Source organism: Mesorhizobium loti (assembly GCF_013170705.1).
Lineage (GTDB): Bacteria > Pseudomonadota > Alphaproteobacteria > Rhizobiales > Rhizobiaceae > Mesorhizobium > Mesorhizobium loti_D.
Genome location: NZ_CP033334.1, coordinates 2,498,181 through 2,522,646 on the forward strand (window position 1 = coordinate 2,498,181; position 24,466 = coordinate 2,522,646).

Here is a 24,466-nt window from a genome sequence, read left to right on the forward strand (position 1 = left end):
TGATGACGGCTCTTCTAAAGCAGACACGGTTCAGGATCGGCGGCATGGATTGCGCCTCCTGCGCGGCCAAGATCGATACGGCGGTGCGCCGCCTCGACGGTGTGGCCGATGTCTCGGTTTCGGTGACCGGCGCCTCGATGACCGTCAGCCATGGCGGTCCGCTCAACGATGACAAGGTGCTGCGGCAGGTGGCGCGGCTGGGCTACGGCATCGTCAAGGCGGAGGCTCTTGCCGGCAGGCCAACGGCCAAGGCGCACGATCATGCCGCTCATGACCACGAAGGCCCTGACCATGAAGGCCCTGACCGTGAAGGCCATGACCATGAAGGTCACGGACACGAAGGCCACGACCATGTCGGCGGCCAACAAATCACCAAGGAGGCCGCAGGGTCATCCCATCTCCACAGCCATGCCGAGCCTGGGCAGGCGTGGTGGCGCGGCCGTCGCGCGGCGCTGACGCTGGCCTGCGCGGCAGCGCTTCTGGCCGCCTATGGCATCGGTCACCTGTATCCCACGACCGAGCGCTGGGTCTTCCTGGCCGCCTTGCTGGTCGGTCTCGTTCCGATCGCGCGGCGTGCGCTGATGGCGGCACTCGCCGGCACGCCGTTCTCGATCGAGATGCTGATGACCATCGCCGCTGTTGGGGCCGTGATGATCGGCGCCACGGAAGAAGCGGCAGCCGTCGTGGTGCTGTTCCTGATCGGGGAGCTTCTCGAGGGTGTCGCCGCCGGCCGTGCGCGGGCCAGCATCCAGGGCCTTGCCGATCTGGTGCCGAAGACGGCGCTGGTCGAGCGGGGAGGCGGCACGGTTGAGGTTCCCGCCGAAGACCTTGCGGTCGGCGACGTCATCACGGTGCGGCCGGGCGACCGCATCCCGGCCGATGGCGAGATCACGGAGGGTTCGAGCGACATTGACGAGGCGCCCGTGACCGGCGAGAGCACGCCGAAGCGCAAGAGCGTTGGAGAGCCTGTGTTCGCCGGCACGATCAACAGCGACGGCGTGCTGAAGGTGCGGGTGACGGCGGCCGCTTCCGACAACACCATCGCCCGCGTGGTGCGGCTGGTGGAGGAAGCGCAGGAGGCCAAGGCGCCGACCGAGCGCTTCATCGACCGCTTTTCACGATACTATACGCCCGGTGTGCTGGCAGTCGGCACGCTGGTGGCGGTGCTGCCGCCGCTTGTCGCCGGCGGCGACTGGAACCAATGGATCTACAAGGGCCTGGCGATCCTTTTGATCGGCTGTCCCTGCGCTCTGGTCATCTCGACGCCGGCGGCAATCGCCGCTGGGCTGGCAACCGGCGCCCGGCGGGGCCTGCTGATGAAGGGCGGCGCGGTCCTGGAAGGCTTTCGCCGGATCACCGCGGTCGCCTTCGACAAGACCGGCACGCTGACCGCGGGCAAGCCTGTGGTGACCGACATCGTGGCCTATGGCCGCGACGAACGCAGCGTACTGGCGTTGGCGGCGGCACTCGAGCAAGGCTCCAGCCATCCGCTGGCGGTGGCGATCCTGGACAGGGCAAAGGCGGACAAGGCACCGGTGCCGCCGGCGCTCTCGGCCAAGGCGATCTCCGGCAAGGGAGTCGAGGGCAGCGTCGGCGGCGTCTCCATCTTCCTCGGTTCGGGCCCGGCGGCGGGCGAACGCACTGACATGACGCAAGCGCAGCGCCTTGCCATCGACAGCCTCAACGGCCAGGGCAAGACCGTGTCTGTGCTGGTGGCCGATGGTGTGCTGGCCGGGCTGATCGCCATGCGTGACGAGCCGCGGCCGGACGCGGCGGCGGGCATCGCGGCGCTGAAGGCCGAGGGTATCCGCGCGGTGATGCTGACCGGCGACAATCGCCGCACGGCGGAAGCCATCGCCGCCTCGCTCGGCATCGAGGCGCGGGCGGAACTGCTGCCGCAGGACAAGCAGCGGATGATCGGCGAGTTGCAGCGCGAAGGGCTGACGGTGGCCAAGGTCGGTGACGGCATCAACGACGCGCCGGCGCTCGCCGCCGCCGACATCGGCATCGCCATGGGCGGCGGCACCGATGTGGCGCTGGAAACGGCGGATGCGGCGATCCTGCATGGCCGCGTCACGGACGTTGTCCGGATGCTGCGGCTGTCGCGTGCGGTGATGGCCAATATCGGCCAGAATATCACCGTGGCGCTGGGGCTGAAGGCGGTCTTCCTGGTCACGACCGTCTTAGGCATCACCGGCCTCTGGCCGGCGATCCTGGCCGACACCGGCGCCACGGTGCTGGTCACCGCCAACGCCATGCGCCTCTTGCGCTGGCGCGGGTGACCGCATGCTACCGTTTGGGTCAGGGGTCGATATCCATGGCGAGTGCCACGTCCTTCCGGTTCTCCAACTCCGCAAGCCTGCCCTGGAGCGCGCTATGGATCGAGGCGTAGGCGGTGGCGCCGAAGGTCAATCGTCGAGGCGCGGGATCCTGCTCCACCGAGGCGATCATCGCCTCGACCACCTTGCCGGGATCGCCCTTGATGTCGAACGAACCCTCGGAAAAAGCCCGGCGTAAGTCCGCGACCGGGGTGTTCTCGTAGGCATCCGTGGACCCGGAACTGACCAGGCTGGCACCGAAGTTCGTGCGTGTCGGCCCGGGCTCGACCAGCGTCAGCCCGATGCCGAACGGCTCAACTTCCTGGCGAACGGATTCGACGAAGCCTTCGATGCCCCATTTGGTGGCGTGATAGAGGCTGAAGCCGGGATAGGCCATCTGTCCGCCCTCCGAGGAGACTTGCAGGATGCGGCCGCCCTGCTGTTTCCTCAGATGCGGCAGTGCTGCCCGGATCAGCTGGATCGAGCCGATGAGGTTTGTGTCGATCAGGTCGCGGATCTGGCCGTCTTCCAGTTCCTCGGCGGCGCCGAAGAGGCCATAGCCGGCGTTGCTGACGATGACATCGATGCGTCCCAGTTCGCCAAAGGCCCTGCCGATCGTCGCCCGGATAGCATCGGTGTCGGTTATTTCGAGCGACGCGATCCAGAGCCGATCGCCATGTTGCGCCTTCAAATCGGCGAGCGTCCGTGGCTTTCGTACAGTCGCGGCGACACGGTCGCCACGGGCCAGAAGCCTTTCTGTCAAAAGTCGCCCGAAACCGGATGAGGTGCCGGTGATGAACCATGTCCTGGTCATGGGAAATGTCCTCTCATGTTGACTTCAGCCAAGACTACTCGATCCAATTCATGATACTATCCGTTCAATTTTATATAGCTTGATGAAGATTTCCCATGAGTGGTAAGCCCGGACTTCCGGAATTGACTGCGCTCGCCGCGATTGTCTCGCATCGCAGCTTCCGCAAGGCGGCCGACGATCTCGGCCTTTCGCCGTCCACGCTCAGCCACATGATGCGGACGCTGGAACGGGGCATGGGTGTGCGCCTGCTCAATCGCACCACGCGCAGCGTCGCGCCGACCGAGGCGGGCGAGCGGCTCGTTACGCGCCTGCGGCCGCTTCTGTCGGATATCGACGCCGCATTGGCAGAGGTCGACGACTTCCGTGGTCTTGCATCAGGGACGCTGCGGATCAACACCAGCGAGATCGGTGCGCGACTGTTGCTCGGATCCGTGGTGCCGGTCTTTCTTCAGCGCTACCCCCAAGTCTCGCTCGATCTCGTCACCGAGGGAAGACTGGTCGATGTCGTCGCTGAAGGCTTTGATGCCGGTATCCGTCTGGGCGAGGCCGTGCCGCAAGACATGGTTGCGGTGCGCTTCGGCGGGCCGACACGCTTCATTGCCGTTGCATCGCCGGCCTATCTGGCAGGTCGCCCGGTTCCGCGCGTCCCGGATGATCTCAGGGATCAAACCTGCATCCGGTTTCGGTTGCCGAGTGGCAAACCCTACCGATGGGAGTTCGAGAAACATGGCCAGGAGATCGCGATCGATGTCCCTGGCGCGCTGACACTCGACAATATGGAGTTGATGGCCGAGGCCGCCGCCGGCGGCATGGGGATTGCTTACATCTCTGACAAATCCGCCAAGGCTCACCTCGACCGGGGAGCGCTTGTCACCGTGCTGGACGATTGGTGTCCGCCCATTCCCGGCCTGTTCCTCTATTATCCGGGCCATCGGCTGGTGCCGCCGGCGCTGCGCGCCTTCATCGACGTGCTGAAGGAGACCGAAAGCTGAAGCCGCTACTCGGCTGGAGCCGTCAGCGGCGGCGTGGCGTTGCTGCGCCCTTCCCAGACCTGGGAGACAATTGCGACCACCACGGCGACCAGCATCGCCAAAGCTCCGACCAGCGGCAGGCTGCGGTAGCCGTAGCCGGCATTGAGCATGGCGGCGCCCAGCGACGCGGCAAGCGCGATGCCGACATTGAAGCCGGACGGGATCAGCGAGGAGGCGAGGTTGGCGGCATCCGCCGTCCACGCAAGGATGCGGGTCTGGATCGGCGTGCCGATGGCGAAATTGAGGCCGCCCCAGATGACGATCGCGATGACCATCGGCACGGGGTAGGGGCTGACGGCGTAGATCACCGCCAGCGTCGCCGCCTGTAGGCCAAGCATGGTGATCAGCGACGGCATCAGCTTCCAGTCCGACAGCTTGCCGCCGAGGAAGACGCCAAGCGTGGCGCCGACGCCGTTGAGCAGCAGCACCCAGGGCACCAGGTTCTCGTCGAGCCCGGTGACTTCCAGCAGGGTCGGCGTGATGTAGGTGAACAGGCAGAACTGGCCGAGCATCAGCATCAGCATCAGGATCAACGAGGTCCAGACCTGCTGGCGCGCCAGCACGCGGACCTCACGGGCAAGGCCGGCGGGCTTGGCCGATGAGCCGGTGGTGCGCGGCAACAGGGCGGCCATGGCAAGAGTTGCCGCCACGCCCAACCCACACATCACCCAGAAGGTGGCGCGCCAGCCCCAGATGTTGCCGATCGCCGTGCCGGCCGGCACGCCGATGACGTTGGAGACGGTGAGGCCGGACAGGATGACCGCCACCGCCATGCCGCGCTTGTCTTCGGGAACGAGGCCGACAGCGACCACCATGGCGACACCGAAATAGGCGCCGTGCGCGACCGCGACGGCAATGCGCAGCAGCAGCATCGAGGTGAAGTCGGGCGCCAGCGCGCAGGCCGCCTGGCCGATGGTGAAGGCGACGGCGAGCCCGAGCAGCAAGGTCTTGCGCGGCAAGGACTTGGTCGCGAGCGCCAGCAGCGGGCCGCCTATGGCGATGCCGCAAGCATAGCCGGAAACGAGATAGCCGGCGGATGGGACGGAGACGCCAAGCCCTTGCGCCACCTGCGGCAGCACGCCTGCAATGACGAATTCGGTGGTGCCGAAGGCGAAAGCGGCGATGAACAGGGCGATAAGCGGAAGCGACATGGGGAAGCCTTGGCTGGAATGGCCTCAAACCACGGATGGACCGCGGGGGCAATCCAGAAATTTTTGTCGCGACTTTAGGTTTTCTTGACCGGCAGCTTCAGGCCGTGTTCTTGCGGCCATAGGGAATCTTCAGCCACGCCCGCTCGTGGAAATAGTAGAGCAGGGACTTGGTGAAGACCTCGGTTATGCCGATGGCCGCGGCGAGTTTGACGCTTCCTGTGACGACCAGGGAAATGATCAGCGTGTCGATGGTGCCGGTCACGCGCCAGGACAGCGCCTTGGCAAAACTGCGCGAATGGGTGTCCATCGATTCCTCCGAAAGCCTGGGTAGCCGATCCTTATCCTGTCTGCCGGAAGCGGAGCAAAGGTATTTTGCCGTCAAGTGAGCACCGCAGCCGGTGGGGTGGCTTCAGCTCGCCTTCAACCTTGACCCCGTCAGCAGGCCGCGCTCTTCGAGCACCGGATAGGCCATCGACGCCAGCAGCGAGTTGATCTGCTTCAGGTCGCGGATGGTATCGAGATGGATCGAGCTGGTCTCGACGCTCTTGGCGGTGCCTTCGCGCAGCCGCAGGAAATGGCTGGCGCTGGTTTCCTTCTCGCGGTCGCGCAACTGGTCCTTTTCCAGCACCAGCTGGCGGGCGGTTTCAGGGTCGCGGGAGACCAGCACGTTGAAGGCGAGCCTTGCATTGGCCAGCACCGAGCTGTGGAAGGCGCACAACTCGCTCCAGCCTTCGTCGGTGAATTCCAGCCCGCGATCGAACTTCTTCTTCACATGCACCAGCATGTTGCGCACGACGATGTCGCCGACCTGCTCGAGCTTGACGCAGGCGCCGATCAACTCCTGGCAACGCAGCGCCTCGTCCTCGGTCAGCGGGTTCTTGGTGACCTTGGCGAGGTAGAGTTTGATGGCGGCATGCTTCCGGTCGACGCGGTCGTCGAGGGCGGCCAGCGCCTTGATCTTGTCGGCGTCGGCGCTCTCATAGAGCTCGATGATGCGTTTCAGCATGATCTCGACCGTCTCGCAGACCCGCACCACCTCGCGCGTGGCGTTGGCCAGCGCCTGGCTCGGCACGTCGAGCGCGCTCTCGTTGAGCGCGGACAACTCGACGACGTCGAGCGAGGCCGTTGGCTCCGGCTTGGTGCCAAGCGCCACGATCTTCTCCGAAGCGCGGTAGACGAAACCGGCCAGCGGCAGGCCTGCCAGCAGGATGATGACGTTGAACAGGATGTGGGCGTTGACGATCTGATCCGCGGCCGTCGCGCCGAGGAAGCCGACATGCGGCCGGAAGATCATGAACAGGATCAGCATGACCAGCGAGCCAAGCCCGCGCATCAGGAGATTGCCGATCGGCACGACGCGCACGGCAGGCCCGGCCGAGCGGGTCAGCATCGGTGCGATGATGGAGGAGCCGAGATTGACGCCGAGGATGAGGACGACGCCGAGTTCCGGGCTGATCAGGCCACGGCCGGCCAGCGTCGCCATCAGCAGAACCGCCGCGATGCTCGACTGGAACAGCCAGGTGATCAGCGCCGCCAGCAGGTAGGCGGTGATGGAATCGCTGGAGAAGTAATTGATGATGACCGGCATGAGCTGGCTGTTGCGCAGCGGCTCCGATGCCTGGCCGATCATTTCCAGCGACAGGATCAAAAGGCCGATGCCGACCAGGATGCGGCCGGTCTGGCGCCAGTCGCGCCGTTCGGTGGCCATGAACATCACCGTGCCGGTGATCAGGCAGAGCGGCACCAAAAGCGTGAGGTCGAAGGTCAGCAGCTTGACCACCAGCGCCGAGCCGATCTCGGCGCCACGCACGGCCAATTGGCCTGCGGCACCCGAAACGATGCCGGAGCCGGCGAAGGAGCCCACCAGAAGCGTCACCGCGGTCGAGCTTTGCAGCGCGATCGCAAGGCCGGTGCCGGCCAGCACCGCCATGATCGGATTGCGCATGGTGGCGCGCAGACGATGGCGCAGCACATCACCATAAGCACGTTCGACGCCGGTCTTGACCATGCGGGTGGCAAACAGCATCAGCGCGACAGCGCCGGCCAGATGCAGAAGGACGACGGAACCGCTCATTGCGGCGCCTGCATGCGGGCGGGGCGCGCGGTGCGGACGGCGCTGCGGTCAGGAAGGGAAGCGAGGGTACGAATCATGGTCATGGCAGTCGTCATATATAACTGGAATATTTTAGCCGGATAATAAAATCTTGTCGATTTCAAGGGGCCGCCGCAAGGCGACAGGCGGTGTCGGGAAATGGACGGGTGCGCAAATGGTTGCATCGCCGGGTCGCGGTGGGACAGGGAAGCGGCCGGTTGGCGTGCTTGTGGCGGCTGTCTTTGCGATGATGTTCAAATATTCGAAATAAGCGGAGGATTTCATTACACAATTGTAATGCCGCCGTTCAGTTTCAGTTCATCCCCCGGCCGCTATTCCTCGGGCATCGACAACCAAGGAGACCTCTTATGAAACGCATTGTCCTTTCCGCTCTCGCTGTCACGATGCTGGCCGCCACCTCCATGACCGGTCAGGCCGCGCCGATGAACGCCCCGGTCGCGCCGCAGTCGAATTACACCAAGGTCGACTGGCAGAAGCCAGGCCACCACAACGACGTGAGGAAGCGCGTCTACAAGAAGAAGGTCGTCGTGAAGCGCAACAACTGGCGCAACGGCCAGAAGTATTCCGGCTGGAGGCAACACCAGCCGATCCGCGACTATGGCCGCTACGGCCTGCATCGTCCCGGCCGCGGCCAGGAATGGATCCGCGTCGGCAACGACTACGTGCTGGTCGGCATCCTCTCCGGCGTCGTCTTCGGCGCGCTTGCCGCGCGGTAAGGTTCGATCGCTGGATTGAGCTGGGAAGGGCGGTCCGCAAAGGGCCGCCTTTCTTTTTGCCCTGTGGAAACCGGGCATCGTCCGCATTGGGGGTCGTCGGATTTCGCGGGTATGCTTATATGGAGGGGAAACGAGTTCCCTCAATGCGCTTTCCGCCCGCCTTTCTCGACGAGATCCGCGACCGCGTGCCGATTTCATCTGTTATCGGCCAGCGCGTCGCGTGGGATCGCAAGAAGACCAATACGTCGCGCGGCGACTATTGGGCCTGCTGTCCCTTCCATGGCGAGAAGAGCCCGTCCTTCCATTGCGAGGACAAGAAGGGCCGCTACCATTGCTTCGGCTGCTCGGTCTCGGGCGACCATTTCAAATTCCTCACCGAACTCGACGGAATGAGCTTCCCCGAAGCGGTCGAGAAGATCGCCGACATGGCCGGTGTCCCGATGCCAGTCCGCGACGTCCAGGAGGAACGGCGCGAGAAGGAACGCGCCAGCCTGACCGACGTCATGGAAATGGCGACCGCCTTCTTCCAGGAACGGCTTCAGGGACCCGAGGGCGCCAAGGCCCGCGCGTATCTGCGGGACCGCGGGCTGACGCCGGCGACGCAGCATTCGTTCCGGCTCGGCTTCGCGCCCGATAGCCGCAATGCCTTGAAGGAGCATCTCGCCGCAAAGGGCGTGCCGAAAGCCGATATCGAGGCGTGCGGGCTGGTGCGCCACGGCGACGACATTCCGGTCTCCTATGACTGGTTCCGCGACCGCATCATGTTCCCGATCCCGGATTCGCGCGGCAAGATCATCGCCTTTGGTGGCCGGGCGCTGGCGCCCGATGCGCTGGCCAAATACATGAACTCGCCCGACACGGAGCTCTTCCACAAGGGCAATGTGCTCTACAATTTCGCCCGTGCCCGCAAGGCTCTGGCCAAGGGCGGCACGGTGATTGCCGTCGAAGGCTACATGGACGTGATCGCGCTGGCACAGGCCGGCTTCGAGAATGTCGTGGCGCCGCTCGGCACCGCGCTCACCGAGAACCAGCTCGAGCTGTTGTGGCGCATGGCGCCGGAGCCGATGCTGTGCTTCGACGGCGACAAGGCCGGGCTGAAGGCGGCATGGCGTGCCGCGGATCTGGCATTGCCCTCGGTGCAGGCCGGCCGTTCGGCGCGCTTCGCGCTGCTGCCGGAAGGCAAGGATCCCGACGACCTCGTCAAGGCCGAGGGGCCTGACGCTTTCCGCGCGGTGCTTGCCGATGCGCGGCCGCTGGTCGACCTGTTGTGGATGCGCGAGACAGCCGGCGGTGTCTTCGACACGCCGGAACGGCGGGCGGAACTGGGAAAGACGCTGCGGGAGTTGACCAGCCGCATCCGCGACGAAAGCACGCGCTATCACTACCAGCAGGAAATGCGTGAGCGGGAAAAGAGCTTCTTCGGCTCGCAGCGCGATGCGCGGCAAGGGCGCCAGGACTGGAAACCGGGACAGGGCAAGGCAGCCGCGCCCGGCGGGCAATTCGCCAAGCCTGGTGGCGGCCGCATGGCGATCACCGAAAGCCTCGGCCAGTCGGCGCTGGTCAAGCGCGGCAGCGAGGGCATGTCGGTGCGCGAGGCGACGATCATTGTCGCGCTGGTCAACCATCCGGCGCTGATCGACGAGAATTTCGCCCATGTAGAATTTCTCGACCTCGCCAATTCCGAGCTGCAGCGGCTGCACGCCGCCATCCTCGACGCGATGGCGCATGACATGGCCAATGACCGCCATGCCGTGGTGGCGACGATCGAACGCGCCGGCTGCGCGGAGATCTGGGAGCGCGCCGTCGGCCTGATCCGGCGGGCGCGGCAATGGCCGGCGCTGGAGACGGCCGCGCTCGACGATGCCCGAGATGCCCTGAACCAGGCCCTGCACTTGCAGCGCAGCGCGCGCACCTTACATAAGGAGCTGAAACAGGCGGAAGCGGCTCTCGAAGCGGATCCTTCGGACGAAAACTTCCGCCATCTGATCGAAATTCAGGCGCAATTTCAGGATGTACAGGCGACGGAAGCGCTGATCGAAGGATTTGGCGTTTCGTCGGGCAGGGCCGGGCGAGCCTAAGTGCAGCTGAGAACAGGAATGAGAGCGTGGCCGGGCTTCCCCAAGGAGCAGGGCGCGCTAAGTCGGGTAATTGATTCGCTTTTTTCATGCGAATCATGCCAGAGGCGCTTGACCTTCCGACAGAATGGCGGAATCAGGACGATTCGAAACGTTAACCCGCACCCGCGCCGACGGGAAATGAGCGATGTGAGGTACTGGTCACTGGACAGGCAGGCCGCCTGCCACAGATATCAGGGTTAATCTGGACTTAATGCATGTCGCCCAAGAGTGGTCAGCCGAGATTGGAACCGGTTTTGGGGTGATGGCATGCACCAAACAAAAGAGATGATGCGGTTAGTGGCCCGGTGAGGCGCGTTTCAAAAAACGAGCGTATCCGATTTGACTGGTCCGACAGCTTACGCGGCCCCAAAGTTTGGCCGCTAGGAGAAGATAAAAATTATGGCGACTAAGGAAAAGGAAGAGGTCGAGACCGAACGCGAAGGCGCCACCGATGGCCCTCTGCTCGACCTTTCCGATGATGCTGTCAAGAAGATGATCAAGGCCGCCAAGAAGCGCGGCTATGTCACGATGGACGAGCTGAATTCGGTGCTGCCTTCCGAGGAAGTGACCTCCGAGCAGATCGAGGACACGATGGCAATGCTGTCCGACATGGGCATCAATGTCGTCGAGGATGACGAGCAGGGCGAAGAGGCCGAGGCCGGCGACACCGCGGCGGACGCCGAGGAAGACGCCAACGAACTGGCCGAACAGACCGGTACGGCGGTCGCCGCCACCACCACCAAGAAAGAGCCGACCGACCGCACCGACGATCCCGTGCGCATGTATCTGCGTGAGATGGGCTCGGTCGAGCTGCTGTCGCGCGAGGGCGAAATCGCCATCGCCAAGCGCATCGAAGCCGGCCGCGAGACGATGATCGCGGGCCTGTGCGAAAGCCCGCTGACCTTCCAGGCCATCATCATCTGGCGCGACGAACTCAACGAATCCAAGATCCTGCTGCGCGAGATCATCGATCTCGAAGCCACCTATGCCGGCCCCGAAGCCAAGCAGGCGCCGGTGGTCGAGCGCATTGAGGAAGCGCCCAAGGCCGAGGAAAAGCCGCGTCGCGGGCGCGACGATGAAGACGACATCACCAATGTCGGCGCCGATACGCGCGGCATCGGGGACGACGACGAGGAAGACGAGGACGAGGCCAGCCTGTCGCTGGCGGCGATGGAAGCCGAACTGCGTCCGCAGGTGATGGAGACGCTCGACGTCATCGCCGACACCTACAAGAAGCTGCGCAAGCTGCAGGACCAGCAGGTCGAGAACCGTCTGGCTGCCGCCGGCACGCTGTCGCCCAGCCAGGACCGCCGGCTGAAGGAGCTGAAGGATCAGCTGATCAAGGCGGTGAAGTCGCTGTCGCTCAACACGGCGCGCATCGAGGCGCTGGTCGAGCAGCTCTACGACATCAACAAGCGCCTGGTGCAAAACGAGGGCAAGCTGTTGCGGCTGGCCGAAAGCTACGGCGTGCGCCGCGAGGAATTCCTGAAGGAATATCAGGGCTCGGAGCTCGACCCGAACTGGACGCGCTCGATCGCCAACCTGACCTCGCGCGGCTGGAAGGAATTCACCAAGAACGAGAAGGATGCGATCAAGGACCTGCGCGCCGAGATCCAGCACCTGGCCACCGAAACGGCGATCTCGATCCTGGAATTCAGAAAAATCGTCAACCAGGTGCAGAAGGGCGAGCGCGAAGCCGCGATCGCCAAGAAGGAAATGGTCGAGGCCAACCTGCGCCTCGTCATCTCCATCGCCAAGAAATACACCAATCGCGGCCTGCAGTTCCTCGACCTGATCCAGGAAGGCAATATCGGCCTGATGAAGGCGGTCGATAAGTTCGAATACCGCCGCGGCTACAAGTTCTCGACCTACGCGACATGGTGGATCCGGCAGGCGATCACGCGTTCGATCGCCGACCAGGCGCGCACCATCCGCATCCCGGTGCACATGATCGAGACGATCAACAAGATCGTACGCACCTCGCGCCAGATGCTGCACGAGATCGGCCGCGAGCCAACGCCGGAAGAACTGGCCGAAAAGCTCGCAATGCCGCTCGAAAAAGTGCGCAAGGTCTTGAAGATCGCCAAGGAGCCGATCTCGCTCGAAACGCCGGTCGGCGACGAGGAGGATTCGCATCTGGGCGATTTCATCGAGGACAAGATGGCGATCCTGCCGATCGACGCGGCGATCCAGGCCAATCTGCGCGAGACCACGACGCGGGTTCTCGCCTCGCTGACGCCGCGCGAGGAGCGTGTCCTGCGCATGCGCTTCGGCATCGGCATGAACACCGACCACACGCTGGAAGAAGTCGGTCAGCAGTTCTCGGTCACCCGCGAGCGTATCCGCCAGATCGAAGCCAAGGCGCTGCGCAAGCTCAAGCACCCGAGCAGGAGCCGCAAGCTGCGCAGCTTCCTCGACAGCTGAGTTTTATCCGACGCGAAGAATTGAGGGCGCCAACTGGCGCCCTTTTTCGTTTTCACATCAATGGAAAGTCGTTTTCGGACCTTCCGGGAATTGCGTTACAACGGCACGTTCAGCCGCGCCCCCTTGACGATGATGCCGCCCCGGTCGCCGATCTCGATCGAGCCATAACGCTGCCTGAAACATTCGGGCAGCGGGCGGTCGCCGGGAATTGACAGCCATAGGCGCAGCATGTGGCGCCGCCTGTCGGGTTGCGGCCAGTCGCGAAACCCCATGCGGTCGTGAAGCAGCGAATGATTGTAGACGAACTGCATGTCGCCGGGCTGAAGCCGCATCGACAGGTGCAGCTTCGAATCATTGGCAAGGCTGTCGAAGAGATCCAGCGCTTCGACATGGGCGGTGCTCAGCCGCATGGCATCCGGAAAGCGCTGCGCGCTGTCGATGTACTGGCGCTGGTAGATGCCGGTCAGCAGTCCCGCATGCCAGTTGAGGACCGGGATTTCGAAATAGGGCTTTTCGCCTTCCGGGATCTCGCCGCGCCGGTCGGTTGCGATCGGATCGAACAGCAGGCGGACCAGATCGGGCCGGCTTTTGCGCATCTCATTGTAGATCGTAACCGTGCTGACCAGCAGGGATTCGCCGCCTTGCATGGCATCGCGCAGGCAGAGCAGGCCGACGACATCGGCGGAATCGGTGTGAAACGTCTGGCGCTCCGCCGTCTGGTAGATGCGCGTCGTGGCGTCCCTGGCGTCGGCGCCGATGTCGCGGACATGGCCGAGTATATGGCCCTGGGCATTCTGGGAGCGTGCGCTTCCCAGATGCGCGCCAATCCCGCAGAAGATGGTTGCCGCCATTTCAGCGGAATATCTCTCGACCGGGAGGCCGCGCAGGACCTCGAAGCCGATGCCGGCGATCAGTTTTCCGTGAAGGGCGGCAAGATGGCCGGCAAGCCGGGGCAAGGGGAAATCGGCCTTGGTCAGGCCGCCTATATCGCGCGAGCCGGCGAGAAAGCCGGTTGCCGCCAATTCCAGCTCGGCGACGTCGCGAGGGTCCAGTTCGACCAGCCAGCGGCCGGGATGCTTCGCCATGTCCTCGCCGGTCCATGCGGCGGGAATTTCGATCGATGCCGGGGGCAGGTCTGTCGTCTCGCGCATGAAGCCCTCCGGCGGCTGGATCGATCCTGGACATCGGCCTGGGATTTCCACCATGGCCACGAAGGAGATTGCAGCAATCAGGCGGGTTTTCAAACCGGCTTTCGCCGGTCGCCGCCGAGTGTCCCTTCCAGCCCGCAAATGATGCGTGGATGCGTCCTTGCAGGACGTTCGCCGCGGGAGGATAATTTGACGTCGGATGCATTTTCTGGGCGACAACCCGGATGCCCGCCCCGGCGAAGCCGCCGTGCTCCGTGGCCCCGGAGGGAGGTGAGCCATGACAAGCTACATCGTGCTTATGAACTGGACGGAGCAGGGCGCCAGAAACGTGCGCGATTCACCCAAGCGGCTCGACGCCGCCAGGAAGCAGTTGGGAGATATGGGCGGCTCGTTCAAGTCGTTCTATCTGACCATGGGCGAATACGACATGGTGGCCGTGGTCGAAGCCCCCGACGACGCGGTGCTGGCGCGTTTCTCGCTGATGCTGGCGGCGAGCGGCAATATCCGGACGCGAACGCTCAAGGCCTTCCCCGAATTCGCTTATCGCGAGATCATAACTTCGCTCGGCTAGTGTTTGCGGACAACCGGATCAGGTGCCGCCTTGATGGCACCTGATCCGCCGCGCGTTCCGACATATTTGACAGTTGTCTCGGGACAGGACGTCTCGCCGTGGTAGATATGCGGCCAGGAGGGATCGCGATGAACAATTTTTCGATACTGGCCGTCGCTTTTGCCTTGATATCATCAATGCCGCTCGAGGCCGGCGCCACGACAAAACCGGTCGGCATGGCCAATCCGGCCTCGGTCCATTGCGGTCAGATTGGCGGCCGCCTGACGATCAGGAAAGACAAGGCCGGCAACGAATATGGCTTCTGCCGCTTGCCCGATGGGCGCCTGTGCGAGGAATGGGCGCTGTTTCGCGACAACAAATGCATCGGCCCAAAGGCCGCGATGCGCCACAAATAGCAGCCACGTCGCCGCCTGGGTACAAGGATAGGACCATGTCAGACCCGCACCCGCATTCCCATCTGTGGCCCGGCGTGCCGCTTGCCCTGTTTTCGGCCGCATTGTTTGGCGCCACGCCGCCCCTCTCCAAGCTGCTGCTCAACAGCGTGAGCCCCTTCATGCTGGCCGGCCTGCTCTATCTCGGCGCCGGCATTGGCCTTGCCCTGTATCGCCTGCTTCGCGGCAAACAGGCCGCGGCCGGCGAAGCGCAGCTGGCCGCCAGGGATGTCCCTTGGCTGGCGCTGGCGATCGGCATGGGCGGCATCCTCGCGCCGGTGTTGTTGATGTTCGGCCTCAGCCTCAACACGGCATCCAGTTCAGCGCTGCTGCTCAACCTGGAAGGGCTGGCGACGATGGCGATCGCCTGGCTCGTCTATCGCGAGAATGTCGACCGGCGCCTGCTTGTTGGCGCCTTCGCCATTCTGGCGGGCGCGGTCCTGTTGTCATGGCAGGGCGAGGGTGTCGCCTTCAATCTCGGCGCGCTGCTCGTCGCCGGGGCCTGCCTGGCATGGGGACTGGACAACAACTTCACCCGCAAAATCTCGGCGACCGACCCGGTGGTGATCGCCATGCTGAAAGGGCTGGTGGCGGGCGCGGCCAATGTCGGGTTGGCGCTTGCCGCCGGAGCGTCGTTTCCCGCGGTATCCATTGTCGTGGCCACGGCCGCCGTCGGCTTCCTCGGCATCGGCGTCAGCCTTGTGATGTTCATCCTGGCATTGCGCCATCTTGGTACCGCGCGGACAGGCGCCTATTACTCGCTGGCTCCGTTCATCGGTGCGCTGCTGGCCATCGTCATCCTGGGCGATGCCGTCACCTTCAAGCTGGCCTTGGCGGGACTTCTGATGGGTATCGGCCTATGGTTGCATCTGTCGGAACGCCACGACCATGAGCACGACCACGAGGCGCTGGAACATGAGCACAGCCATGTGCATGACGAACACCACCAGCACGATCATGACGGGCCGGTGAGCGAGCCGCATTCGCACTGGCACCGGCATGCGCCGATGCGCCACCGCCATCCGCATTATCCGGACCTGCACCACAGGCACGGCCACGGCTGAGCATGCCAATCATGCTCAAGCAAACGCCAAGGCCTGAACTAACCGTTTGGTACAACACGCGTTGCCCCGTCTGCGATGGCGGCATTACCAGGCAGAAGCGGCGGCTGATCGAAGCGGTCAGGGCCGGGCGGATCAAATTTCGCGACATCAATCTGGAGCCGGCGGCCCTGGCCGGACACGGCGCCTCGCTGGAGGACATCCGCCGGCGGCTGCACGCCACCGATGCGGATGGCCGCTTGCTGGTCGGCGCCGATGTTGCCATCGCCGTGTGGCGGATAACGCCGGGCGAGGGCTGGCTGGCCACGCTTCTCGGCAACCGGTTGACCCTGCCGATGACGCGCTTCGCCTATGACCGGTTCGCTGATCTGCTCTACGCCTGGAACCGCCGCAAGGGCCGCTGGTAGCGCGCGGTGATGCGCAAGGGTTCGGAGCGTGTCTCCTAACCCTTGTCCGCCGGCTTTATCGGCCAGCGAAAGCAAGCGTCTGGCATGACATTCAGATACATCGTAAGATATATCTTGACTCCATGGGAAGGCGACCCTAACTAAGATATATCGTAAGATAGAACTCAAGGAGCAATCCAATGCACAAGGACAATCATTTCGGACGCGGCCATTTCGGTGAGCGCATGTTCATGCACATGGCCGGCAAGTTCGGTGGCAGAGGGGGCGGCGGCTTCGGCCCGTTCGGCCATGGCGGCCGCGGTGGCGGCCGCGGCGGGCCGGGGGACATGTTCCGCGCCGGGCGGATGCTGGCCGACGGCGACCTCAAGCTGATCACGCTGTCGCTGCTGGCCGAGGCGCCTCGCCACGGCTACGACATCATCAAGGCGCTGGAAGAGCGCACCAGCGGCATCTACAGCCCGAGCCCGGGCGTGGTCTACCCGACGCTGACCTTCCTGGAAGAGGCAGGCTATGCCGTCTCATCGAGCGAAGGCAACAAGAAGGTATTTTCCATCACCGAGGCCGGCCAGGCGCATCTCGCCGACAATCGCGAGATGATCGACGGCGTGCTCGACCACCTCGAACGCTTCGGGCGCAAGATGGCCAAGGCGCGCGACTGGTTCGGCTGGAACGACGATGGCGAGGACCGGCGCGGCGGTCGCGGCGGCCGTGGCGAGCGTTCGGAAACGCGCGACGAATTCCGCGCCATCCGCCATCGCCTGCGCGCGGCGCTGGGCGACATCGTCGATGCCCCGGCTGAAAAGCAGGCCGAGGCGATCGCCATCCTCGAAGCCGCGGCGGAAGCGCTGGAAGCGCTGACGCATCGCTGATCTCGTCGCGACAGACGCAAGAAAGCCCGGGGCGACGACCCGGGCTTCTTTGCGTCAGGGCGGGCCGGCATTATTCCTTGCCGACATATTCGCTGATCAGCTTTTCGTTGCGGGCCTTTTCGATCTTGGCGGTCATCTCGGCCGAGAGGCGCTCGTCGGTGCGGTACTTGACCAGATTCACCAGGCTGCCGGTGAGCAGCAGAATGCCCATCGCCCAGTAACCCTTGGTCGCCAGGTCGACCGGCGCCAGCCACAGCGACAGGCCGAGCATGAAATAGGCGGCACCGACCGAGGCGGTGTTGAACATGATGTAGGTCTGATTGGCGTTCATGGGTGTTCTCCGTTGGTTTGATGGATTTGATGGAAGTCAGGTCTTCAAGGCGGGTTTCAGTTGATGGTCTTCAGGCGCTCGAGCACGTCCTTGGCGCGCACCTTCACCGCCGCGCCGTGCCCGGCGTCGGCAAGGCGGTCGCGGATTGCTTCGTGACGCAGCTCGCCGTCGATCTCGTCGAGAATGCCGGCCTCCTCGAATGGGTCGCCGGCTCCCTTGATGCGGGCCAAAAGCTCCTCGGCGTCGTTGAGGCTCGCCGAATGGCCGATCGACCTGACGAGGCGTGACTGCGCCTTGCGCTCGGCATCGATGGCCCGGGCCGAGATCATGCCCTGGTTGAGGTCGATGATGCGGCGATGCGCCCGCTCCACCGAAACGCGCATCCGCAAGGTCTTTTCGCCAAGGCTCTGCACGGTGGCGCGGCGAACCTCGCGTTCATTTTCCAACTCCGCGACAGCCGCGGCACCACTTTCGGCAAGCCCGTTGTTGCCGGCGGCCAGTGCGCTCAGCGTGCGGCTTTCGAGATCCGCGTGGCGGCGTTCGAGGTGGTCGAGCCCGGCCTGCTCGGCACGCTGGCGCACGATCAGCGAGGCGAGGGTCTGCTTGGCGGCGGCAAGGCCCGCCTCGGCGTCGCGGATGCGTTGTGCCAGAAGGTCGATGGCGAAGCGATCCTTCAGGCCGTCCTCGGCCCGCGCGCTGGCGCCGTCGAGCAATGTTCTGATCAGGCTAAGCATGGTTCTTCTCCCTTCGAATTGTTCTGTGAACAATGTTCACGAGGCCAACATAACAGGAAATGAACATTGTTCAAGACGTTTTTGAACGCTGTTCACGAAACTTCGCATATGGTAAACAGGGGGAAATCGCGGTTCGAACCAGCGTGCCGCGCAAAGCATTCGCACCCACAAGGACTGATATGGCACTGGACAAGGAAGAGACGGGCGAGCGGGTGCTGGCGATTGCCGAAGTGCTGCTCAACGAGGGCGGCATGGACAATCTGAAGGCGAGGACCATCGCCGAGCAGGCGGGCATCTCGGTCGGTTCGGTCTACAATCTGTTTTCCGATCTCGACGGGGTGCACCGTGCCGTCAACATGCGGCTGCTTGATCGACTCGGGGCGGCGGGGGCAGCGGCGATGGCCGATCTTTCCCGGCGCGGCATCACCGATGTGCGCCAGCGCCTGCTGGCGCTGGCGGGCGCCTATGTGCGCTTCGTCGAAGCGCATCCGGGCAGTTGGCCCGCATTGCTTGCCTTCAACAGGCGGCGTCCAACACTGGCCGAACCCGATGCTTACGAGGCGCGGCTCGACCAGCTGTTCGAGATCATTGCCGGCGTGCTCGCCAGCGGCGATTTCGACCTTGACGCCGACACGCGACGGATCGCCGCGCGCACCTTGTGGTCAAGCGTGCACGGCATCGTCACCAGCGGCTATGCGGCCAGATCCGTGCGCGGGCAGACGGACGAGATCGACCAGCAGATCGACCTCCTGGTCGCCGTCTTCATCAGGGGGCTGGAACGCGGCGGCGCATTCGCGCATGCTGGGACGACAGCGTCGTGAATCGCGAACAGACCGTGGTTTGCAGGACGAACAAGGAGATTTGAGCGATGTCTTTTCTGAAGCGTCTTTTCGGTGGTGGCGGCGGCGGTGAGACGGCCGAGCCCAAAAGTGCGGCGCCAGCCAAGCAGGTCGAGCATAAGGGTTTCCTCATCAGCGCCACGCCCTACAAGACCGATGGCCAGTACCAGACCTGCGGTGTCGTTTCCAAGGAGGTCGACGGCGTGGTGAAGGAGCACAAATTCATCCGCGCCGACCGTTTCGCCGGGCTGGACGACGCCGTCGACATTTCGATCAAGAAGGGCATCCAGCTGGTGGATGAACAGGGCGACCGGATCTTCGGTTAGGCGGACTGCTCGAGGCGACCGCCCGCATTGCACCAGAGGCGGCAAATGCCGGCGCGGCCAAGCTTGTCGCGAGGCTTGCTCGCGGAGCAAACCTCGGTAACGCCTTGTCCCACTCAAACCGCATTGCCCGAGGCCAGACAGGTGTCGAAAATGCGAGGCGATGGTCCTCGCCACGAAACCCGGGTTCAAGGTTTCAGCTCGATGGTTCCCGTGTCGCGAAGCGGGAACGCGCGATGGGTGGAAATGACGACGATCCGGTCGCTCAGCTGGGCGAGCAGCCGCTCCAGGATGCGCTCGCCCTGCTCGTCGTCGAGATGCTCCGTCGGCTCGTCGAGCAGCACCAGCGGCATGGCGGACAGCCAGGCGCGCGCGAGGTTGATGCGCTGCACCTCGCCGAGCGAAAACCGGTCCTGCCTGATCCAGGTATCCAGCCCGCCTGCCTCACGGATTCGCCGGTCCATCTCGACGATTTCCAGCGCGCGCCACAGGGCCGCGTCCGGTGCGTTGCCGACGAAGAGGTTGGCGCGCACAGTGTCCTCCATGATGACAGCATCATGGAGCACCAGTGCCGAGAGTGCCCGCCGCTCGCCTGCCGACAGGATGCGGTCGCCGGCGGCAAATCCATCCTCGCCGATCCAGCCGGCGACCTGCTTGAGCAGGCTGGTCTTGCCCGAGCCGCTGGCGCCGACGAACACCGTCGGCCGACCTCTTTCAAGTGTCAGCGCGACCGGCGCACCAATGGGACGGTCGTCCGGCGCGCGGCGCTGCAGGGCGCCGTTGCGCAGTTGGCGCGGTTCGGTCGGCATGTGCGCTTGCCTGTCCGCCGAAGCGGCCTCGGTCCACCTGCCGATCTCGGCCCGGGCGGCATTGCGGCGAAGCACGGCCACGAGCATGCGCGACGCGCCGTTCAGCGCTTCGCCCAGCGCCAACCATGAGAACGCGAGCAGCATTGGCAGGAGAAGCTCCGTGCCTTGCCGGCCGGCATACCAGGCAGCCGCCATCACGCTTATGCCGCCGATCGGACCGAGGGCGGCGCAGAGCGTGTCGAGCCCGGCCTGCAGGCGGCGAAGGGCAAGCATCTCGCCATCCGCGCGGGAGAGTGCGGCAAGCGCCTCGCCACACTCGTGGCGCCAGGCACCCTCGGCCTTGAGCGGAACGGCTGACGCCATGGCCGTGCCAAGCCTGCCTGCGCCCCCGCGACGCATCGACCTGGCGCGCTCCCATGCCATGGCGCCAGCCTTGGCCACCCGGTTCCCCGCGAACAGGATGGCGAGCAGCAGAAGCAGGATCGGTAGAAGCGAGGGCGGTACGAGCACCGCCGAACCGGCGATGAGGACGGCGAGGCCGCAGGCCAGCGTCAGCGCCGGCAGGCCGGCACGCAGCCGGGCGTAGTCGAGATCCTCGACATCATCGAGATAGTCGGCCAGCCTTGCGTCATCGCCGAGCTGCCACCCGGCCCGGCGCACGGCGGGCGCCGCCGCCATCGCGGCGAAAAGTTCGACGCGATGCGCGACCTGGTCCGCGAGTGCTGCCTTGTGGCCGGCCAGCCGCTCGCCATAGCGGGCGGCCGTGCGGCCCACCGCGAACAGCCTGATCAGCGCGGCCGGTATGTGGAAGTTGAAGGTGAAGGCGGTGGCGGAAAGGCCGGCGATCGCCACCGATCCCAACAGCCAGGCGGAAACACCGCCGAGCAATACGCCGCAGCAGAGTGCCGAGAAGGCAAAGCCCGTAGCCAGCCGCCACGACTTCCGGCTCGAGGATTGAAGGAGAGTGTTCATGCCGCCACCTCGATGGCATCGTTGGGGGTGAGATCGACCGTCATGTCCGCGGCGGCGGCGAGATCGCGGTCATGGGTGGCCACGACGACAAGCCGCGATCGCGAGATCGCAAGCAGCATGCGCCGCACCGCTTCGGCCGTCTGGCGGTCGAGCTTTGCCGTGGGTTCATCGGCCAGTACGATCCGGCCGGAAAGCTGCGCGCGGGCGATCGCGATGCGCAGTCGTTGCCCACCGGAAAGATTGGCTCCGCCCCTGTCCAGCCTGGCTTCGAGGCCGCCGGGCAACAGCGCATCGTTGACCAGGCCGATCGCGCCGGCGGCTGCCTTGAGGTTGTCCCCGGCCGGCACGTCGATACTCCATGAAAGGGCCTCGGCAAGCGTTCCCTCGGGCACGTAGCTGTCGGTGGAAACCCAGGCGATTTCCCGGCCGGCGAGTGCATCGGCGTCGAGCGCTCCGCCTGGTTCGAGCCCGGCCAGTCGGCGCAGCAATGTCGACTTGCCTGATCCGCTCGGGCCGACAATGGCGACGAGGCCCTGTTCCGGCAACGCCAGGGACAGGCGGTCGAGAACCGGCAAGGCCTTTGCCCCGACCGGCTCGGCATCGAGCAGCCGGTCAAGTGCGGCCGCCGCGGCTAGGCCTTCCGCCTTGGCATGATACTGTTCCGAAAAGCGCCGGAAGGGTGCGAAATATTCCGGCGCGATCATCAGGATGAACAGGCTCTGCCAGAGCGCGAGGTTGGAGAAGCCAGGAATCATCGCGAGCTTCAGATGGCCAAGGCCGAGGAAGACGGCGAGGATGGCGATCGACAGCGATGCGAAGAAGTCGATGATGCCGGCATTGATGAAAGCGATGCGCAGCACGCTCATGGTGTTGTCCGCATAGGTTTCGAGGCGTCGGGCCAGCTTGGCGTCCTCGGTAGCCATCGCGTGGTTGGCGAGGATCGTGGGCAGCGTGCGGATGCGGTCGGCGAACTGGCCCGCCAACCGGCCGAAGGCGTGTTCCTGGGCGTCGGCGCGCCGGCGGATGGCATCGCCCACCAGCGCGAGGAACAGGATCATCACCGGCGTCAGGCACACGACCAGCAGCGCAGCCTGCCAGGAAACGAGGAAAAGTGCGATGGCCGCAAGCACCGGTGCGGCACCCATCATCCTGCTGGCCGCGCGATGGCCGACGACAAGGCCGGCCACCGCCTCGGGATGTCGCTGCATCGAGACGATGACGCCGCCGACCGACAGCGATTGCAGTTGTCGCGCCGGCATGTCGTCCAGGCGCTCGCCCGCAGCCCCGCGCAACCCTACCGACACGGCGGTTTCGGCCGATGCCTGCGCCCTGTCTGAGGCGAGCCCGGCGAGGCACACAGAAGCGAGAAGCACGATCACAGCCGCGGCCGGCCATGGATCGACGGGATCGCCCATCACCAGCCGTCCGGTGGCGATCGCCGCCGACGCGGCGAAGCCGAGGCGCAGCCCGGTGCGCGCGACTTGCAGGACGAGCAGCCGACGCAAGCCGCGCCTTGCCAGCCGTTCGGCGATCGACAGTGCCTGGAAAGGGGCGGGGCCGGAGGGGATGCCCTTCGGATCCGGTGCGGGAACAGCTGACGTTTTCATGCCCCGGCTCTCGCACACGCAATGATGAAACGAAATGATCCAGATCAAGCCGCGGATGTTCGCGGCGCGTTATGAGCGGGTGTCCAAAAAGGATGCTCCCATGCCCGACTTTCTCCTCGTTGACCTATCCCGGCTGCAGTTCGCGCTGACAGCCCTCTACCATTTCCTGTTCGTGCCGCTGACGCTTGGCCTCTCCATCCTGATCGCCATGATGGAGACCGTCTATGTCATGACCCGTCGCACCATCTGGCGCGACATGACCAAGTTCTGGGGCGTGCTGTTCGGCATCAATTTCGCCCTCGGCGTCGCCACCGGCATCACCATGGAATTCCAGTTCGGCATGAACTGGGCCTACTATTCGCACTATGTCGGCGACGTGTTCGGCGCGCCGCTCGCCATCGAGGGCCTGATGGCTTTCTTCCTCGAAGCCACCTTTGTCGGGCTCTTCTTCTTCGGCTGGGACAGGCTGTCGGCCCGCGCGCATATGATCGTGACCTGGTTGATGGCGCTTGGCACCAATTTCTCCGCGCTCTGGATCCTGATCGCCAATGGCTGGATGCAGAATCCGGTCGGCTCGGCCTTCAACCCGGACACGATGCGCATGGAGGTCACCGACTTCATGGCGGTGATCTTCAATCCGGTGGCGCAGGCGAAGTTCGTGCACACCGTTTCGGCCGGCTATGTCTGCGCTGCCACCTTCGTGCTCGGCGTTTCGGCCTGGTACCTGCTGCGCGGGCGCCATGTCCAGCTCGCCAAGCGCTCTTTCGTCATTGCCTCGGCCTTCGGCCTGGCCTCGTCACTCTCGGTGATCGTGCTCGGCGACGAAAGCGGCTATGCGCTGACCGACAACCAGAAAATGAAGCTCGCGGCCATCGAGGCCATGTGGGAGACGGAGCCCGCGCCGGCGTCATTCACGGCATTCGGCATTCCCAGCCAAAGCGACCGCGAGACGCATTTCGCCATCCGCATCCCGTGGGTGATGGGCATCATCGGCACACGCTCGATCGACAGGCAGATCGCCGGCATCGACGAACTGGTCGCCCATGCCGAAATGCGCATCCGCAACGGTATCGCCGCCTATGACGCGCTGGAGAAGATCAAGTCGGATCGCACCGATACCGCCGCCCGCGCCGCCTTCGATGCCAGCTCCGGGGATCTCGGCTACGCGCTGCTGCTCAAGCGGTACCTGCCGGATCCGAGGCAGGCGAGCGAGCAGCAGATCAAGGATGCCGCCTGGTCGACCGTGCCTTACGTGCCGCTGCTGTTCTTCGGCTTCCGGCTGATGGTGGCCTGCGGTTTCGTGCTCGCCGCGCTGTTCGCGGTGTCGCTGTGGCACACCACACGGGAGACCGAAGCGCCACGCTGGCTCTTTCGTGCCGCGCTCATCGCCATGCCGCTGCCCTGGATCGCCATCGAGGTCGGCTGGTTCGTGGCGGAGTTCGGACGCCAGCCCTGGATCATCGATGGCGTGCTGCCGACCTTCCTCGCCACATCCGAGCTTGGCGTCACCGACCTGGCGCTCACCATCTCCGGCTTCACGCTCGTCTACGGCGTGCTCGCCATCATCGAGGTCAAGCTGATGCTGGCCGCAATCCGCAAGGGGCCCGAGATCGCCAGGGTCATCGATGACCTGCGCCCGAACGCCGACCCCGCACTGCAACCCGCAGAGTGAAAAAGGAT

Annotated in this window: 22 protein-coding genes; 13 read left to right on the plus strand and 9 right to left on the minus strand. The window is 64.7% G+C overall.

Features of this window, described 5'->3' with window-relative positions:
* The first annotated feature begins 2 nt into the window (after window positions 1-2).
* Window positions 3-2,282, plus strand: coding sequence for a heavy metal translocating P-type ATPase (locus EB815_RS12270; protein WP_056578988.1), 2,280 nt, complete (start codon window positions 3-5; stop codon window positions 2,280-2,282).
* A 19-nt stretch (window positions 2,283-2,301) separates the two neighbouring features.
* Here the strand turns inward: EB815_RS12270 and EB815_RS12275 are convergent, their stop codons facing one another.
* Window positions 2,302-3,132 (minus strand): SDR family oxidoreductase, encoded by an 831-nt coding sequence (locus EB815_RS12275; RefSeq protein ID WP_056578596.1) that lies wholly within the window; start codon window positions 3,130-3,132, stop codon window positions 2,302-2,304.
* Window positions 3,133-3,227: 95 nt separating this feature from the next.
* On the opposite strand from EB815_RS12275, the gene EB815_RS12280 reads away from it, so the two are divergent.
* Window positions 3,228-4,124: a LysR family transcriptional regulator gene (locus EB815_RS12280; RefSeq protein ID WP_056578593.1), complete on the plus strand. Its 897-nt coding sequence runs from the start codon at window positions 3,228-3,230 to the stop codon at window positions 4,122-4,124.
* Window positions 4,125-4,129: 5 nt separating this feature from the next.
* Here the strand turns inward: EB815_RS12280 and EB815_RS12285 are convergent, their stop codons facing one another.
* The 3 genes from EB815_RS12285 to EB815_RS12295 form a co-directional block, all read right to left on the minus strand.
* Window positions 4,130-5,314, minus strand: coding sequence for an MFS transporter (locus tag EB815_RS12285; protein WP_056578590.1), 1,185 nt, complete (start codon window positions 5,312-5,314; stop codon window positions 4,130-4,132).
* Between the two features lie 97 nt (window positions 5,315-5,411).
* Window positions 5,412-5,621 (minus strand): DUF2061 domain-containing protein, encoded by a 210-nt coding sequence (locus tag EB815_RS12290; protein WP_056578587.1) that lies wholly within the window; start codon window positions 5,619-5,621, stop codon window positions 5,412-5,414.
* 102 nt (window positions 5,622-5,723) lie between these two features.
* Window positions 5,724-7,388 carry a Na/Pi cotransporter family protein gene (locus tag EB815_RS12295; RefSeq protein ID WP_056578585.1) on the minus strand — a complete coding sequence of 555 codons (1,665 nt, stop codon included), beginning with the start codon at window positions 7,386-7,388 and terminating at the stop codon, window positions 5,724-5,726.
* Window positions 7,389-7,774: 386 nt separating this feature from the next.
* Between EB815_RS12295 and EB815_RS12300 the strand changes: the two genes are divergently transcribed.
* The 3 genes from EB815_RS12300 (at window position 7,775) to rpoD (ending at window position 12,684) form a co-directional block, all read left to right on the plus strand.
* Complete coding sequence (locus EB815_RS12300; protein WP_056578582.1) at window positions 7,775-8,143, plus strand: RcnB family protein; 369 nt, start codon at window positions 7,775-7,777, stop codon at window positions 8,141-8,143.
* A 143-nt stretch (window positions 8,144-8,286) separates the two neighbouring features.
* Window positions 8,287-10,221, plus strand: a complete 1,935-nt coding sequence (dnaG, locus tag EB815_RS12305; RefSeq protein ID WP_056578579.1) for a DNA primase — start codon at window positions 8,287-8,289, stop codon at window positions 10,219-10,221.
* Between the two features lie 438 nt (window positions 10,222-10,659).
* A complete protein-coding gene (rpoD, locus tag EB815_RS12310; RefSeq protein WP_056578576.1) occupies window positions 10,660-12,684 on the plus strand; it encodes an RNA polymerase sigma factor RpoD in 2,025 nt (674 codons plus the stop codon).
* Between the two features lie 95 nt (window positions 12,685-12,779).
* On the opposite strand, the gene EB815_RS12315 is transcribed toward rpoD, so the two are convergent.
* On the minus strand, window positions 12,780-13,835 hold the full coding sequence (locus EB815_RS12315) for a TauD/TfdA family dioxygenase (protein WP_056578985.1): 1,056 nt from the start codon (window positions 13,833-13,835) through the stop codon (window positions 12,780-12,782).
* A gap of 274 nt (window positions 13,836-14,109) precedes the next feature.
* Here EB815_RS12315 and EB815_RS12320 point away from each other — a divergent pair, with 274 nt between their 5' ends.
* The 5 genes from EB815_RS12320 (at window position 14,110) to EB815_RS12340 (ending at window position 17,171) form a co-directional block, all read left to right on the plus strand.
* The gene (locus tag EB815_RS12320) at window positions 14,110-14,403 is read left to right on the plus strand and encodes a GYD domain-containing protein (protein ID WP_056578573.1); all 294 of its coding nucleotides are present in this window, start codon (window positions 14,110-14,112) and stop codon (window positions 14,401-14,403) included.
* 128 nt (window positions 14,404-14,531) lie between these two features.
* Complete coding sequence (locus EB815_RS12325; protein WP_056578570.1) at window positions 14,532-14,798, plus strand: putative hemolysin; 267 nt, start codon at window positions 14,532-14,534, stop codon at window positions 14,796-14,798.
* Window positions 14,799-14,833: 35 nt separating this feature from the next.
* Window positions 14,834-15,898, plus strand: a complete 1,065-nt coding sequence (locus EB815_RS12330) for a DMT family transporter (RefSeq protein WP_056578568.1) — start codon at window positions 14,834-14,836, stop codon at window positions 15,896-15,898.
* Between the two features lie 11 nt (window positions 15,899-15,909).
* Window positions 15,910-16,302 carry a thiol-disulfide oxidoreductase DCC family protein gene (locus tag EB815_RS12335; protein WP_056578983.1) on the plus strand — a complete coding sequence of 131 codons (393 nt, stop codon included), beginning with the start codon at window positions 15,910-15,912 and terminating at the stop codon, window positions 16,300-16,302.
* Between the two features lie 179 nt (window positions 16,303-16,481).
* A complete protein-coding gene (locus tag EB815_RS12340; protein WP_056578565.1) occupies window positions 16,482-17,171 on the plus strand; it encodes a PadR family transcriptional regulator in 690 nt (229 codons plus the stop codon).
* Window positions 17,172-17,241: 70 nt separating this feature from the next.
* Here EB815_RS12340 and EB815_RS12345 read toward each other — a convergent pair whose 3' ends face one another.
* On the minus strand, window positions 17,242-17,502 hold the full coding sequence (locus EB815_RS12345; protein WP_023779112.1) for a YiaA/YiaB family inner membrane protein: 261 nt from the start codon (window positions 17,500-17,502) through the stop codon (window positions 17,242-17,244).
* A 56-nt stretch (window positions 17,503-17,558) separates the two neighbouring features.
* Entirely contained in the window at window positions 17,559-18,236 is a 678-nt protein-coding gene (locus tag EB815_RS12350; protein WP_056578562.1) for a PspA/IM30 family protein, read from the minus strand.
* A 179-nt stretch (window positions 18,237-18,415) separates the two neighbouring features.
* On the opposite strand from EB815_RS12350, the gene EB815_RS12355 reads away from it, so the two are divergent.
* Both EB815_RS12355 and EB815_RS12360 read left to right on the plus strand, forming a co-directional pair.
* Window positions 18,416-19,057, plus strand: coding sequence for a TetR/AcrR family transcriptional regulator (locus EB815_RS12355; RefSeq protein WP_056578560.1), 642 nt, complete (start codon window positions 18,416-18,418; stop codon window positions 19,055-19,057).
* A 47-nt stretch (window positions 19,058-19,104) separates the two neighbouring features.
* A complete protein-coding gene (locus tag EB815_RS12360; protein WP_056578557.1) occupies window positions 19,105-19,401 on the plus strand; it encodes an HlyU family transcriptional regulator in 297 nt (98 codons plus the stop codon).
* 185 nt (window positions 19,402-19,586) lie between these two features.
* On the opposite strand, the gene EB815_RS12365 is transcribed toward EB815_RS12360, so the two are convergent.
* Complete coding sequence (locus tag EB815_RS12365; protein ID WP_065005661.1) at window positions 19,587-21,179, minus strand: ATP-binding cassette domain-containing protein; 1,593 nt, start codon at window positions 21,177-21,179, stop codon at window positions 19,587-19,589.
* A complete protein-coding gene (locus tag EB815_RS12370) occupies window positions 21,176-22,786 on the minus strand; it encodes an ATP-binding cassette domain-containing protein (RefSeq protein ID WP_056578551.1) in 1,611 nt (536 codons plus the stop codon). The genes EB815_RS12365 and EB815_RS12370 overlap by 4 nt, the downstream gene beginning before the upstream one ends.
* Before the next feature lie 100 nt (window positions 22,787-22,886).
* Here EB815_RS12370 and EB815_RS12375 point away from each other — a divergent pair, with 100 nt between their 5' ends.
* On the plus strand, window positions 22,887-24,458 hold the full coding sequence (locus tag EB815_RS12375; RefSeq protein WP_056578979.1) for a cytochrome ubiquinol oxidase subunit I: 1,572 nt from the start codon (window positions 22,887-22,889) through the stop codon (window positions 24,456-24,458).
* Window positions 24,459-24,466 lie beyond the last annotated feature (8 nt).

Bases quoted from the DNA above. Each gene is read 5' to 3' on its own strand.
- EB815_RS12270 (WP_056578988.1), top strand. From the start codon at position 3: ATGACGGCTCTTCTAAAGCAGACACGGTTCAGGATCGGCGGCATGGAT.
- EB815_RS12275 (WP_056578596.1), bottom strand. From the start codon at position 3,132: ATGACCAGGACATGGTTCATCACCGGCACCTCATCCGGTTTCGGGCGA.
- EB815_RS12280 (WP_056578593.1), top strand. From the start codon at position 3,228: ATGAGTGGTAAGCCCGGACTTCCGGAATTGACTGCGCTCGCCGCGATT.
- EB815_RS12285 (WP_056578590.1), bottom strand. From the start codon at position 5,314: ATGTCGCTTCCGCTTATCGCCCTGTTCATCGCCGCTTTCGCCTTCGGC.
- EB815_RS12290 (WP_056578587.1), bottom strand. From the start codon at position 5,621: ATGGACACCCATTCGCGCAGTTTTGCCAAGGCGCTGTCCTGGCGCGTG.
- EB815_RS12295 (WP_056578585.1), bottom strand. From the start codon at position 7,388: ATGAGCGGTTCCGTCGTCCTTCTGCATCTGGCCGGCGCTGTCGCGCTG.
- EB815_RS12300 (WP_056578582.1), top strand. From the start codon at position 7,775: ATGAAACGCATTGTCCTTTCCGCTCTCGCTGTCACGATGCTGGCCGCC.
- dnaG (WP_056578579.1), top strand. From the start codon at position 8,287: ATGCGCTTTCCGCCCGCCTTTCTCGACGAGATCCGCGACCGCGTGCCG.
- rpoD (WP_056578576.1), top strand. From the start codon at position 10,660: ATGGCGACTAAGGAAAAGGAAGAGGTCGAGACCGAACGCGAAGGCGCC.
- EB815_RS12315 (WP_056578985.1), bottom strand. From the start codon at position 13,835: ATGCGCGAGACGACAGACCTGCCCCCGGCATCGATCGAAATTCCCGCC.
- EB815_RS12320 (WP_056578573.1), top strand. From the start codon at position 14,110: ATGACAAGCTACATCGTGCTTATGAACTGGACGGAGCAGGGCGCCAGA.
- EB815_RS12325 (WP_056578570.1), top strand. From the start codon at position 14,532: ATGAACAATTTTTCGATACTGGCCGTCGCTTTTGCCTTGATATCATCA.
- EB815_RS12330 (WP_056578568.1), top strand. From the start codon at position 14,834: ATGTCAGACCCGCACCCGCATTCCCATCTGTGGCCCGGCGTGCCGCTT.
- EB815_RS12335 (WP_056578983.1), top strand. From the start codon at position 15,910: ATGCTCAAGCAAACGCCAAGGCCTGAACTAACCGTTTGGTACAACACG.
- EB815_RS12340 (WP_056578565.1), top strand. From the start codon at position 16,482: ATGCACAAGGACAATCATTTCGGACGCGGCCATTTCGGTGAGCGCATG.
- EB815_RS12345 (WP_023779112.1), bottom strand. From the start codon at position 17,502: ATGAACGCCAATCAGACCTACATCATGTTCAACACCGCCTCGGTCGGT.
- EB815_RS12350 (WP_056578562.1), bottom strand. From the start codon at position 18,236: ATGCTTAGCCTGATCAGAACATTGCTCGACGGCGCCAGCGCGCGGGCC.
- EB815_RS12355 (WP_056578560.1), top strand. From the start codon at position 18,416: ATGGCACTGGACAAGGAAGAGACGGGCGAGCGGGTGCTGGCGATTGCC.
- EB815_RS12360 (WP_056578557.1), top strand. From the start codon at position 19,105: ATGTCTTTTCTGAAGCGTCTTTTCGGTGGTGGCGGCGGCGGTGAGACG.
- EB815_RS12365 (WP_065005661.1), bottom strand. From the start codon at position 21,179: ATGAACACTCTCCTTCAATCCTCGAGCCGGAAGTCGTGGCGGCTGGCT.
- EB815_RS12370 (WP_056578551.1), bottom strand. From the start codon at position 22,786: ATGAAAACGTCAGCTGTTCCCGCACCGGATCCGAAGGGCATCCCCTCC.
- EB815_RS12375 (WP_056578979.1), top strand. From the start codon at position 22,887: ATGCCCGACTTTCTCCTCGTTGACCTATCCCGGCTGCAGTTCGCGCTG.